The 11,824-nt window shown below is 71.3% G+C and carries 11 protein-coding genes and 3 pseudogenes; 3 read left to right on the top strand and 11 right to left on the bottom strand.

Annotated elements, in window-relative coordinates:
• Positions 1-12 precede the first annotated feature (12 nt).
• Positions 13-993, bottom strand: a complete 981-nt coding sequence (locus QRY02_RS05115; RefSeq protein WP_285990330.1) for a helix-turn-helix transcriptional regulator — start codon at positions 991-993, stop codon at positions 13-15.
• A 112-nt stretch (positions 994-1,105) separates the two neighbouring features.
• Here QRY02_RS05115 and QRY02_RS05110 point away from each other — a divergent pair, with 112 nt between their 5' ends.
• Positions 1,106-1,570, top strand: a complete 465-nt coding sequence (locus QRY02_RS05110; protein ID WP_285990329.1) for a VOC family protein — start codon at positions 1,106-1,108, stop codon at positions 1,568-1,570.
• Positions 1,571-1,606: 36 nt separating this feature from the next.
• Here QRY02_RS05110 and QRY02_RS05105 read toward each other — a convergent pair whose 3' ends face one another.
• Both QRY02_RS05105 and QRY02_RS05100 read right to left on the bottom strand, forming a co-directional pair.
• On the bottom strand, positions 1,607-2,548 hold the full coding sequence (locus QRY02_RS05105) for a GlxA family transcriptional regulator (protein ID WP_285990328.1): 942 nt from the start codon (positions 2,546-2,548) through the stop codon (positions 1,607-1,609).
• Between the two features lie 58 nt (positions 2,549-2,606).
• Positions 2,607-3,503: an aldo/keto reductase gene (locus QRY02_RS05100; protein WP_285990327.1), complete on the bottom strand. Its 897-nt coding sequence runs from the start codon at positions 3,501-3,503 to the stop codon at positions 2,607-2,609.
• A gap of 84 nt (positions 3,504-3,587) precedes the next feature.
• Here QRY02_RS05100 and QRY02_RS05095 point away from each other — a divergent pair, with 84 nt between their 5' ends.
• A complete protein-coding gene (locus QRY02_RS05095; protein ID WP_285990326.1) occupies positions 3,588-4,163 on the top strand; it encodes a TetR/AcrR family transcriptional regulator in 576 nt (191 codons plus the stop codon).
• A 50-nt stretch (positions 4,164-4,213) separates the two neighbouring features.
• A pseudogene (locus QRY02_RS05090) lies at positions 4,214-5,279 on the top strand (IS630 family transposase).
• Here the strand turns inward: QRY02_RS05090 and QRY02_RS48810 are convergent.
• The 8 genes and pseudogenes from QRY02_RS48810 to QRY02_RS05055 form a co-directional block, all read right to left on the bottom strand.
• Positions 5,276-5,425, bottom strand: a pseudogene (locus tag QRY02_RS48810) (IS481 family transposase); the annotation flags it as partial. The pseudogenes QRY02_RS05090 and QRY02_RS48810 overlap by 4 nt on opposite strands.
• Before the next feature lie 89 nt (positions 5,426-5,514).
• Positions 5,515-5,694 (bottom strand): annotated as a pseudogene (locus tag QRY02_RS48805) (IS481 family transposase); the annotation flags it as partial.
• Positions 5,695-6,081 carry a hypothetical protein gene (locus QRY02_RS05080; RefSeq protein ID WP_285990325.1) on the bottom strand — a complete coding sequence of 129 codons (387 nt, stop codon included), beginning with the start codon at positions 6,079-6,081 and terminating at the stop codon, positions 5,695-5,697.
• A gap of 98 nt (positions 6,082-6,179) precedes the next feature.
• Complete coding sequence (locus QRY02_RS05075; RefSeq protein WP_285990324.1) at positions 6,180-6,872, bottom strand: glycoside hydrolase family 12 protein; 693 nt, start codon at positions 6,870-6,872, stop codon at positions 6,180-6,182.
• Positions 6,873-7,042: 170 nt separating this feature from the next.
• Positions 7,043-8,749 (bottom strand): MGH1-like glycoside hydrolase domain-containing protein, encoded by a 1,707-nt coding sequence (locus tag QRY02_RS05070; RefSeq protein WP_285990323.1) that lies wholly within the window; start codon positions 8,747-8,749, stop codon positions 7,043-7,045.
• 26 nt (positions 8,750-8,775) lie between these two features.
• Positions 8,776-9,585, bottom strand: a complete 810-nt coding sequence (locus QRY02_RS05065; protein ID WP_285990322.1) for a carbohydrate ABC transporter permease — start codon at positions 9,583-9,585, stop codon at positions 8,776-8,778.
• Positions 9,582-10,526: a carbohydrate ABC transporter permease gene (locus tag QRY02_RS05060; protein ID WP_285990321.1), complete on the bottom strand. Its 945-nt coding sequence runs from the start codon at positions 10,524-10,526 to the stop codon at positions 9,582-9,584. Before QRY02_RS05060 ends, QRY02_RS05065 begins: the two co-directional genes overlap by 4 nt.
• A gap of 8 nt (positions 10,527-10,534) precedes the next feature.
• Positions 10,535-11,782 carry a sugar ABC transporter substrate-binding protein gene (locus QRY02_RS05055; protein WP_285990320.1) on the bottom strand — a complete coding sequence of 416 codons (1,248 nt, stop codon included), beginning with the start codon at positions 11,780-11,782 and terminating at the stop codon, positions 10,535-10,537.
• Between the last annotated feature and the right edge of the window lie 42 nt (positions 11,783-11,824).

Below are 11,824 nucleotides of genomic sequence, written 5' to 3'. Positions count from 1 at the left end.
AACCCGCGGTGCTCAGCGGTCGTTCGCCGCGCGGGTGGCCCGTCCCGCCAGTTCCGCGAAGGCCGCCCGCAGCTCCGGTGGGCCGACCACTTCGATCTCGCACTCGAAGCGCAGCAGGCCGGCCGCGAGCGCCGCCCAGGACCAGGATCCGACCAGCAGCCGGGTCTTCCCGGGGGCGGCCTCCTCGACGATCCCGTCGCCGGCGAACGGCGTCACGTCGGCCGGGGACCGGTCGAGGACCACTTCGCCCCGGCACGGCCAGACGTCGGCGGTGGCGGAGCCCTTGAACCGGGCGGCGAGGAATGTCGCGACGTCACCGCCCGGCACCTCCCGCGGGGTGAACCGCGGCCCGTTCGGGACGCGCAGCCGCAGCCGGTCCACGCGGTAGGTCCGCCAGTCCTCCCGGACCGCGTCCCAGCCGATCAGGTACCACCGTCCACTCCGGACGACGAGGTGGTGCGGCTGCACCCGGCGCGGCGGCCGGGGATCCGGGTCCGCCGGCGGTGCCCCGTAGTCGAACCGCACTTCCTCGGTGGCCCGGATCGCCGAGCTCAGCGCGAGCAGGACGTCCGTGCCGACCTGGACCGCGGGACCGCCGGCCGCGGCGATCTCGAGCACGTCGACGCGCTGCCGCAGCCGCGACGGCATCACCTGGCGCACGGTGGCCAGGGCACGCACGGCGGCTTCCTCGATGCCCGCGCCGGTCCCGGCGGCGATCCGCAGCGCCACGGCGAGCGCGACCGCCTGCTCCTCGTCGAACAACAGCGGCGGCATCCGGCTCCCGGCTTCGAGCCGGTAGCCACCCTCCGGTCCCTTGACCGCCTGGACGGGATAGCCGAGCTCCCGGAGCCGGTCGACGTCGCGGCGCACGGTCCGTTCGCTGACGCCCAGCCGGCCGGCGAGCAGCGCGCCCGGCCAGTCCCGGCGGGCCTGCAGCAGGGACAGCAGCGAGAGCAGGCGACCCGAGGTCGCCGTCGAGGAAGCGACCGGCATGACTTCCATGGTGCCACGAGAAGCGGACGTTCCCTGGCCGCTACTGCTGCGATCGTGGCGCTACCGCCGGAACCCTTCCGGCGGCGGAAACCTCGAAAAGGAACCGGAACACATGTCGCTCACCGCTGTCGCCCACCTCAACTTCACCGGCCAGGCCCGCGAAGCGCTCGCCTTCTACCAGTCGGTTTTCGGCGGCCAGGCCACGGTCATCACCTACGGCGACTTCGGGTTGCCCGCCGAACTGCCCGACGCGGGCAAGGTGGTGTTCGGCCAGGTCACCGCGGACAACGGCTTCAGCGTCATGGCCTACGACGTCCCCGGCACCGACGGCCCGGCCACCCCGGCCGCGCCCGGCACCCGCCGCGAGAACGGCACGACGATCACCGAGGAGCCGTTCTTCCTGTCCGTCCGCGGCGCCACCGTCGACGAGGTCTCGCCGGTGTGGAAGGGCCTCGCCGAAGGCGCGACCGTCATCGAAGAGTTCGGGCCTGCCCAGTGGGCACCGGCGTTCGGCATGCTGACCGACCGCTTCGGCGTCACCTGGATCATCGACGTCGCGGCCGAACACCGCGGCTGACCGGGCCGGGCGGGGTGCGGCCACGCACCCCGCCCGTCACCGCGGCCGGAACGTCTTGCGGTACGCGCTCGGGCTGACCCGCACGGTCTGGGCGAACTGGACGCGGAAGTTGCTCGGCGACGGGAACCCGACCTGGCCGGCGATCCGGTCGATCGTGTGGTCGGTGAGCTCCAGCAGCTCCTGGGCGTGCCGGATGCGCACCCCGGTCAGCCACTGGATCGGGCTCTGCCCGGTCTCGGCGTGGAAGTGCCGGGTCAGCGTGCGGGTGCTCATGCCCGCCGCGTCGGCGATGTCGGCCAGGGTGAGCGGGCGGTGGGCGTTCTCCTCGATCCACCCGAGCGCCTTCTCCAGCGTCGCGGTCTGGTACGTCGGGCGGTTGCGGAGGATGTACTGGCCCTGGCCGCCGGTGCGCTGCAACGGCGCGACGGCGAGCCGCGCGGCGTCGGCGGCGACCGCGGCGCCGTGGTCGCGCTCCACGATGTGCAGGCACATGTCCAGCCCCGCCGACGCACCCGCGGACGTCAGGATCTGCCCGTTGTCGACGTACAGCGCGTCCGGGTCGACCCGCACGGCCGGGTACCGGCGGGCCAGCTCGTCGGTGGCGAGCCAGTGCGTGGTCGCCCGCTGCCCGTCGAGCAGGCCCGCCTCGGCGAGGGTGAACGCGCCGACGCAGATCGAGGCGACCCGCGTTCCGCGCGCCACCGCGGCCCGCAGGAACTCGGCCACGCCGTCCGGGGTCGGCCGGTCCGGGTCGTTCCGCCCGGGGACGACGACGAGATCGGCGTGGGCGGCCTCGTCGAGCCCCACCTCGACGCTCAGCCGCACCGGACCGGCGTCGACCACCGGCTCCGGCCCGGCGACGACGATCCGGTAACCCCCGCGGCCGTCCGGCAGCCGGACCCGGCCGAGCGTCTCGATCGGGGTGGCCAGATCGAAGGGAATCACATCGTCGAGAGCCAGCACCGCAACCGTGTACATGCCGCAAAACTACGCCGGTCGCCGAGTGGCCGGATACCGGCGTCTCCTGTCGATGTGGTCAACCGAGGCTGACGTCCATCGAGCGGGCCGGGATCGCGTCCAGCGCGGCCAGCGTCTCGCCGTCGAGCTCGATCTCCGCGGCGGCGAGGTTGGCTTCGAGGTGCGCCGCGCTCGCGGTGCCGGGGATGAGGTGGACGTTCGGGGCGCGGTGCAGCAGCCAGGCCAGGCCGATCTGCGCCGGGGTGCGGCCGAGGGCCTGCGCGACGGCCCGGACCGCGGGCTCGTCGGTCACCTTCGGCATCCCGGGGAAATCGCCGCCCAGCGGGAAGAACGGCACCCAGGCGATGCCCTCCGCCACGCACAGCTCGAGCAGGTCCTCGCCGTCGCGGCCGACGAGGCTGTAGGCGTTCTGCACGCAGGCGATCCCCACCGGGAGAGCCCGGCGCAGGATGTCGAGGGTGACGGCGCTGAGCCCGATCGCGCCGATCTTGCCCTCGTCGCGCAGGGCGGTCAGCACCGCGAGCTGGTCGTCGAGGCCGACGAGCTGCGCCCCCTCGGCGAGCACGCCGGGCCGCCGGTCGGCGCGGCGCAGGTTGACCAGCGGGATCCGGTCGAGCCCGAGCGACCGCAGGTTGTCCTCGACGCTCGCGCGGAGCTCTTCGGGCCGTTGCGCCAGGCGGAGCGGGATCGGGGCGCCGGGGTCGGGGTCGGCGCCGACCTTGGTGGCGACCAGGAGGTCTTCGGCGGACGGGAGGACGTCGCGGATGACGCCGTTGACGAAGCCGTTGCCGTAGAACTGGGCGGTGTCGACGTGGTCGACGCCGAGCTCGATCGCGCGGCGCAGGAGGGCGACGGCCGCGGCGCGGTCGTCGTGCAGGCGCTCGAGCTGCATGGCGCCGTAGCCGACGCGGGAGACAGTGCGGCCGGCGAGCGCGCCGCGTGCGGTGGAAGGCATGGGATACCCGTCCTCGTGCGATGATGGCGAAGCGGAGGAGCCTCCGCTCGAGCCGACCGTAGCACAACCGGAGGTGCCTCCGCTTTGCCTTCGCCCGAACCCGCCCTCCCCCTGCGCTCGGACGCGCGCCGCAACCGGGACAAGCTCGTCGCGGTGGCGCGCGCCGCGTTCGCCACCGCCGACGGCACCGTCGCGCTCGAAGCCGTCGCCCGCGAAGCCGGCGTCGGCATCGGCACGCTCTACCGGCACTTCCCGACCCGCGAGGCACTCGTCGAGGCGGTCTACGCGGCGGAACTCGACGACGTCACCGACAGCGCACCGGCCCTGCTCGCCGAACTCGCGCCGGAGCAGGCCCTCCGCGCGTGGATGGACCGCTACGCGGCGTTCGTGGCGACCAAGCGCGGAATGGCGGACGTCCTCCGCGCGAGCGTGGCATCGGGCCGCATCGCGACACCGGCGACGCGGCAGCGGATCACCGCCGCGATCGGAGCGATCCTCGAAGCGGGCGCGAAGGCGGGCACGCTGCGCGCCGGCGCCGACCCGGAGGACGTGACGCTGCTCCTGCTGGGCGTGTTCCTGTCCACGGCGAACGAGCGCGACCCCGAGCGGACCGGCCGGATGCTCGACCTGATCGTCCACGCGCTGTGCGCGAGCCGCTAGTGTCACGCGTCGTTAATTGGTTTACGGCTGTGGGTTTGCGATGATGGGTCATGCCTTCGTCGGGTTTGGTGATCAGTTGCGAGGACCGGGCGGTGTTGGAGTCGTGGACACGGTCGCGGGCGATCCGGGCCAGTCATGTCGAGCGGGCCCGGATCGTGCTGGCGGTCGCGGACGGGCATGGAACGGCGGGCACGGCTCGGCTGTACGGGGTTTCTCGTCCGACGGTGATCAAGTGGCGTGACCGGTTCGCCGAGCGTGGCTTGGCGGGGTTGGATGACGAGCCTCGGCCCGGGCGACCGAAGACCGTGGACGATGCCGGGATCATCGCGGCCACCCTTCGAGCCGCCGCCGGAGGCATTGGCGGTCACGCATTGGTCAAGCCGGCTTTTGGGCCGCCACCTGGGTGTCGGCGACGCGACCGTGGCCAGGGCGTGGCGCAGATATCACGTGCAGCCGTGGCGGCAGGAGACGTTCAAGTTCTCCACCGACCCGGAACTGGAAGCCAAGGTCCGGGACGTGGTCGGGCTGTACCTGAACCCGCCCGAGAAAGCGGTGGTGCTGTGCGTGGACGAGAAGTCCCAGATCCAGGCGCTCAACCGCACCGCGCCGATGCTGCCGCTGCGCCCGGGGCTGCCGGAGAAAGCCACCCACGACTACAAACGCAACGGGACCACGACCTTGTTCGCAGCACTGGAGACGGCGACGGGGAAAGTCACCGACCAGTGCTACGACCGCCACGGCAAAGCCGAGTTCCTCGACTTCCTCAAGAAGGTCGCCAAGGCCTACCCGCGCCGCGAACTACACGTCGTGCTGGACAACTACCACACCCACAAGCACGCCGACATCAAGAATTGGCTGGCCAGGAACCCGAGGATCACGCTGCACTTCACGCCCACCTCGGGCTCCTGGCTGAACCTGGTCGAAGTCTTCTTCGGCATCATCACCCGCCAGGCCATCCGCCGCGGATCCTTCGACAACGTCAAACAGCTCGTCACCGCGATCCGGGCCTTCATCAACGGCTGGAACGACCGCTGCCACCCGTTCACCTGGACCAAGACCGCCGACGAGATCCTGCCCCACGCCACCCGGCAACGAACTTCAGACGCGCGACACTAGCCGTATTGACCTGCGAGGTTGGGGACGCGGCCGGCGGGTGGTTTGCCGGCGAGTGCGGTGTGGCCGCGGTGATGATCGTAGGTGGACAGCCAGCGGGGTAGGGCTTGGCGGCGCCCGGTTTCGGTGCGGCAGGGCCGGTCGTAGGCCCCGCGGCCGTGAACGCGGTGTCCGCCGCCGTCATGGATGTTGCCCAGCTTCTTGATGTCCACGGGCGAGCCGGTAGCTGGACGGGACCCGTTGAGGGGTTCAACCCGAGCAGGTAGGCGATCCGGGGCGGGCCCCACCAGCGCAACACCCGGACCTTGATGATCCGCCGCTCGGTTCGGGTCGGTGTCCGGCTCCGGCTGGTCCGCGGCCGCGACGAGCGGTCGGTCATACCGGCTTCGCCGAGGTCGCGGTCGCGGCCGGCCCGCCGTCAGCCGCGCGGCTTGGCGGTCGCGAGCGAGATCACCGCCAGCACGGTGTTGACGGCGGAGATCGCGACCGTGAACTTCGCCGCTTTGCCCTGGAGTTCACCGCGCGCACCGGCGTACACGGCGGCCGCGGTGTCCGCCGCGTGGATCAGGACCGCCTGCTGCAGCATCCGCCGGGCCGACGGATCGTCCGCCTTCAGCAGCAGCAGGTCGGTCCCGAGGACCAGGGTGCGGATCCCGAACATGCGCGCGGGGTAGCCGAACCGCCGGTCCTCCCCCGGCGCGCTGCCCAGGCTCGCCGCCATCCGGGCGGGGGCGAGCAGGCCGGCCGCTCCGTTGAAGATCCGCACGCAAGCCAGTGCTTTTCGTGCCATTTCGCCCGGTTCCATCGGTCCACCTTCTTGTCGGGTGCGCGGCGCCTTCGAGCCGTTCCGCAGAACGTGAAGGTACCGCGACCCTCCTCAGTGGAGCGAGGCGCCTTGAACTCTCAGGACGCGGAAACGGAATAGCTGTTGGAGGTGAAGTTCAACCCGCCCGAAGACGACGTGATTTCGAAGCCGAACTGCACTTCGCCGAGGGTCACGTCCCCGAACCAGCCACGGGCCTTGATCCAGTTCAGCACCGCGAGGACGTCGACGGTGCCGGAGTTCGTGTTCGACGTGCGCAGGAACGAGAACACCGCGTTCGAACCGTTCGATCCCTTGTAGACGTCCCAGGTGTGCCCGCCGACGCTCACCGTCGTCTGCTTGCTGCCCAGCGGGCCGACCGCGCCCTGCTTGTTGACCCACAGCATGATTTCGTAGGCGTTGTTGTTCGCCCAGATGTCATAAGCCGTCTCGTAGGCGCCACTGCCCGGGCGGCTCACGTTGAAACTGCTGGAAACCTGCCGCAGCGAGCTGAGCGTCCGGCCGACGTTCTTCGCCGAGTGCGGGTACGACTTGATCCCGCCGGTGTTCGGGTGGTCCGCCCACACCCCCCAGTTGCTGAAGGAGTTCGCCCAGATCGACTGGGCACCGGCACCGCTGCCCCAGACGTCGTTGCGGACGGTGTACCCGCCGTTGGACCAGGTCGCCCATTTGTCCGAAGACGACCAGGTGGCCGCTTCGGCCACTCCGGCGGTGGTCGCCACCACGGCGGCCGCGGTCAGCGAGACGAGCAGGGAACGCACGACGTTGTGCATGGTAATCGTCCTTTACCGGTAATCGAACGGGAAGCCGCAATGACTATTACAGGCCACTTGTCCACCGGTCAAGATTCTGTGCGTGATTTGCCGACTTACCACCCACCCGAACAATGTCATCGATGATTTCAATGGGATGCGTTGTCGATTTGGTCGAACAAACCCGCGTATTACCTCGCCTGCGCGAGCCGGTCTTCGGCGTCGCCGGCGAGCACGAGGTAGGCGGCGGCCGTCCAGGTGTAGGCGCGGTCGCGCAGGCCGTCACCGGTCAGCGCGTCGAAGTTCTCGGCGAAGCCGGACTTTTCGCACACCGCGCGGAACCGGGCACTGACGCGGTCGGCGAGCTCGGTCGCGCCGGCGCGGCGGAGGCCGTCTTCGATCAGCACGGTGACGGGCGCCCACACCGGCCCCCGCCAGTAGCCGTCCGGCTCGTAGTACGCGGACGCCGGCTGCTCGGTCGCCAGGCCGACGCCGGTGAGGTGCGCCTCCAGCCCGGCCACGACCTTGTCCCGGACGTCCGGCGGCAGGTGCTCGCCGAGCACGATCGGCATCAGTTCCAGCAGGCTCGCCCCGGACTGCACCGCCCCGGTCGCGGCCGACCGGCTGACGAACTTCGTGCCGTCCCACAGCTCGCCGAGCAGCGACGCCAGCATGCTCTCGGCTTCGGCGTCCCACCGCGCCGCCGCGCCCGGATCACCCTGCCCGGCGGCCAGCACGGCCAGTTCCTTCAGCTGCAGCACCAGGAACGCGGCGAGGTCGGGCGTCTGCACGAGCCGCCGTTCGGCGAACGGCGTCGCGTTGTCCCAGCCGCTGTCGTTGCCGTGCTCGTAGTGGGCGAGCCGTCCGCCGGGCACGCGGCGGTGCTCGAGCCAGAAGGTCGTCCACGCCGCCAGCTGCCGGTAGGCGAGCCCGGTTTCGGGCAGGCCACCGGGCAGGCGGCCGCGCAGGCGGCTCAGTGCCCAGCCGTGGATGGGCGGTTTGACGAAGTTGCGCAGCACCTCGGCGTGGGTGATCGAGTCGGGCAGCGCGCCCCGGTCGTCCTGGTGGTCGAAGACGACCTGGACCTGGTCCCAGGCCAGCTCCGGCCGGCCGGAGGCCAGCGCGAGCGCGTTGAAGCAGTGGTCCCAGCTCCACACCTTGTCCATCCAGTGCTTCGACATCAGCACGGCCGGGCGGCCGACGAACCCGGCCGGTGCCACGATGGCCGACCAGAGCACGTAACAGGCGAGCTCGGCCGCCGGCGTGCGCTCGCCGCGCCACGGCGCGACCGCGTCGGCGAAGGCGGTGAACCCGGTCCGGGCGGCGGCGACCACGCCGTCGAACGCCGGTGCCGGCGAGTACGGCTCGCGGGCACCCGGGAGCTCCTCGATCGCCACCTCCCAGGCGTCGCCGCTCACGACGACGGCCCGCTCGGCCGTGCCGAGCGCTTCGGCGCCGACGTGCCGAACGTGTCCGGAAAGGACGGTGACGCGGTAGCGGTGGCCGGTTTCGTAGGAGGTGAAAACGGCCGAGCCGTCGACCGGATCGGTGAAGAAGTAGGTACCGGTGAACGGCGTCAGCGTGAGCTCCGCCGCGCGGATCCGCATGGCCAGGCCGCGCCCGGCGATCCGGAGCGTGTCCGGCGCCGCGAACGCCGCCGTGATCCGCTCCTCGCCGCTCCCCCAGGTGAGCGCGGACGGCGTCGCGACGGCCGGGACCGCCGCCCGCTCCCCGCCGCTTTCGGGGACCAGCGCCAGGACGGCGTGCATGCCGTGGCGGTGGGACACCAGGTGCAGGTCGTCGGCGTAGGTGGCCTGGGCCACCACCGGGGAGACGTCGAACCACGATCCCGGGTAGCTGAACGGAATTTCCCGCAGCGAGAATTCGCCCGTGGGCACAGGGGTCGTCCTTTCGGGAGAGGGGCTCAGTCCTTGACGGCGCCCGCGGTGACGCCGGCGGCGACGAACCGCTGCGCCAGCACGAGGAGCACGGCGGCGGGCACGGAGGCGACCACCGCCGTCGCCATGATGGAATTCCACTCCTGGTTGTTGTTGCCGATGTAGCGGTAGATCCCCAGGGTCAGCGGCCGCAGCGAGCCGCCGCCGTCGAGCGTCGCCGCGAAGACGAAGTCCGACCAGGCCCACAGGAACGAAAACAGCCCCGCGGTGACCACGCCGTTGCGGCTCGCGGGCAGCACCACCGACCAGAACGCGCGCACCGGGCCCGCGCCGTCGATCGTGGCCGCCTGGACGAGCTCGTCCGGCACCGAAGTCATGAAGGAGGTGAGGATGAGCACGGCGAACGGCACCGCGATCGTCGAATCGGCGAGGACCAGCCCCCACGCGGTGTTGGTGATGCCCAGCGAGACGTAGATGCCGTAGAAGCCCAGCGCCATGATGATGCCGGGGATCATCTGGGCGACCAGCAGCACGAACCCGAGCGCCCGGTGCCCGCGCGGGCGCAGCTTGGCCAGCGCGTACGCCGAAGGCGCGGCCAGGGCCAGCGTCAGCGCCACGGTGCCGAGCGCGACGAACAGGCTGGTGGCGAAGTACGGGAGCTGCTCGCGCAGGACCCGCTCGTAGCCTTCGAACGTCGGCGCGGCGGGGAACCAGTCGGGCGGCGACTTGCGCATCCGCCCGGCCGGGGTCAGCGACACGTTGACCATCCAGTAGACCGGGAAGAGCATCACGGCGGTGAGGACCAGCCCCACCGCGGTGCGCCAGTGCCGGATCACGTCTCCTCCTGCCTGCGCTGCGCGCGGATGTAGAGCAGCCCCGCGACCAGGGCCAGCAGGATGAGCACGTTGCCCACGGCCGCGCTGGGCCCGAACCGCGGCAGCATGCTGCCGAACCCGAGCTGGTAGGACCAGGTGGCGAGGGTGGTCGACGATCCGCCGGGGCCGCCCTTGGTCATGATCCAGATGACGTCGAAGACCTTGAGCGTGTAGACCAGCCCCAGCAGCAGGGTGATCGCCGAAACCGGGCGCAGCAGCGGGAAGGTGACGTGCCGGAACCGCTGCCACGCCCCGGCGCCGTCGAGCGACGCCGCCTCGTACACCTCGGCCGGGATGTTCTGCAGGCCGCTGTGCAGCACGACGAGGTTGAACGGCACGCCGATCCAGATGTTGGCGATGATCACCGAGACCAGCGACCACGACGGTGACGTCAGCCAGTCGATCCGGCCGGCACCGAACCAGCCCAGCACGGAGTTGACCACGCCGGACTCGCTGTTGAGCAGCCACGCCCAGGTCGACCCCGAGACGATCAGCGGCAGCAGCCAGGGCACCAGGAACAGCGCGCGCAGCGTCGGGCCCAGCCGGAAGTGGCGGGCGAAGAACACCGCCATCGCCAGGCCGATGCCGTACTGGAACAGCAGCGACGCGGCCGTGAAGACGAGCGTGTCGAGCAGGGCCGTGCGGAAGGTCGGATCGGTGAACACGGTCGCGTAGTTGTCGAACCAGACCAGCGGCGCCCCGCCGTGCACGAAGGTGCGGACGGTGTAGTTGCGCAGGCTGAGATCGACGTTCGTCACGAGCGGATAGCCGTAGCAGAGCACGAGGTAGGCGACGAGTGGGGCGAGGAACGCCCACGCGAGCAGCTGCGGCCGGCGGCGCCCCGTCCGGCCGGGCGCTCGCGCGGCCGGACGGACGGTCACCGGTTCACGGATGTCCTGCACGAGCGGGCCTACTTCGCCGACGCGGCGGTCGCCTGTGCGGCCGCGAGCGCGGCGTCCGGGGCCTTCGCGCCGGTGAGCGCGGCCTGCACGGCACCCCAGAGCGGTTCGGAGATCCGGGGGTACCGGGTGCCGAGGTTGTCGCCGGTGCGGCCCTTCGCGACCTTGACCGCGTCGACCCACACCTTCAGCTCCGGCTGGGCGGCGACCTGCTTCTCCTGCACGGACGGCACGGCGGAGACGTAGGTCAGGGCGGTGTCGGAGTCGAGGACGTTGGCCGGGCTGGTCAGGCAGGACGCGATCTTGCCCGCGGTCTTCTCGGCGTCCGGGCTGCTTTGGACGGGCACGGTGACGAACTCGCCGCCGGTCGGGGCCGGGGCCGCTCCCCCGGCTCGCGCCGGGATCGGGAGGACGCCGTAGTCCAAGCCGGCCTTCTTCGCGTTCTGCAGCTGCCAGGTGCCGTTCTCGGCGAAGGCGTACTCGCCGGTCGCGAACTCCTGCCAGCTGGTGGTCTGCGTGTTGCCGACCACCGAGTTCGGGGCGTATCCCTTGTCGAGCCAGGACTTCCACTGCGCGAGCGCCGAGACGGCGCCGGCCGAAGCGAGGTCCGTCAGGTTCGCGCCCGAGCCCCAGAACCACGGCAGGAACTGGAAGCTGCCCTCTTCGGTGCCGATGGCGGAGAAGGTGATGCCCTTCTTGCCGGCGGCGTGCACCTTGGCCAGCGCGGCGTCGAGCGAGGCCCAGTCGCGCACGGACGCCGGGTCGACGCCGGCCCCGGTCAGCACGGCCTTGTTGTAGTAGAGGGCGAGCGTGTTCGCCCCGATCGGGACGCCGTAGACCTGGCCCTTGACGTCGGCGGCGGCGAGCAGGTTCGGGGCAGCCTGCGCGGCGTCGAGCCCGGTGTCCGCATTGGACTTGAGCACCCCGCCTTCGGCCAGGGTGGAGACGACCGGGTTGTCGACCACGAGGACGTTCGGCGCGGTGTTCTGCTGGGCGGCGAGCAGCACCTTGTTGGTGAGGTCGGTCGTGTCGAACGCCTGCCGCGCGATCTTGACCCCGGCGTCGGCGCCGCACTTGTCGACGACCTTCGCCCAGGCGGAGCTCGCGTCGAACTGGGGGTAGGGGTCCCAGACGGTGAAGGCGCCGCCGGGGCCGGTGCCGGCCGTTCCCCCGCCGGGGGCCGTCCCGGAGGAGCAGGCGGCCAGTGTCGTCGCGGCGACGGCCACCGACAGCAACCGGATGATCGGGTGACGCTTCATGGAGGGTCCTTCCTGTCGGCACCAGCGACGACCTGGAGGCGG

Origin of the sequence: Amycolatopsis sp. DG1A-15b, from assembly GCF_030285645.1 — a bacterium.
Classification (GTDB): domain Bacteria; phylum Actinomycetota; class Actinomycetes; order Mycobacteriales; family Pseudonocardiaceae; genus Amycolatopsis.
Note: the sequence above shows the minus strand (reverse complement) of the source record. Positions and strands in the feature narration are given on the sequence as shown.

Coding starts and splice junctions, on each gene's coding strand:
- QRY02_RS05105 (WP_285990328.1), bottom strand. CDS start 2,548: ATGTACACGGTTGCGGTGCTGGCTCTCGACGATGTGATTCCCTTCGAT.
- QRY02_RS05110 (WP_285990329.1), top strand. CDS start 1,106: ATGTCGCTCACCGCTGTCGCCCACCTCAACTTCACCGGCCAGGCCCGC.
- QRY02_RS05075 (WP_285990324.1), bottom strand. CDS start 6,872: ATGCACAACGTCGTGCGTTCCCTGCTCGTCTCGCTGACCGCGGCCGCC.
- QRY02_RS05100 (WP_285990327.1), bottom strand. CDS start 3,503: ATGCCTTCCACCGCACGCGGCGCGCTCGCCGGCCGCACTGTCTCCCGC.
- QRY02_RS05055 (WP_285990320.1), bottom strand. CDS start 11,782: ATGAAGCGTCACCCGATCATCCGGTTGCTGTCGGTGGCCGTCGCCGCG.
- QRY02_RS05115 (WP_285990330.1), bottom strand. CDS start 993: ATGCCGGTCGCTTCCTCGACGGCGACCTCGGGTCGCCTGCTCTCGCTG.
- QRY02_RS05080 (WP_285990325.1), bottom strand. CDS start 6,081: ATGGAACCGGGCGAAATGGCACGAAAAGCACTGGCTTGCGTGCGGATC.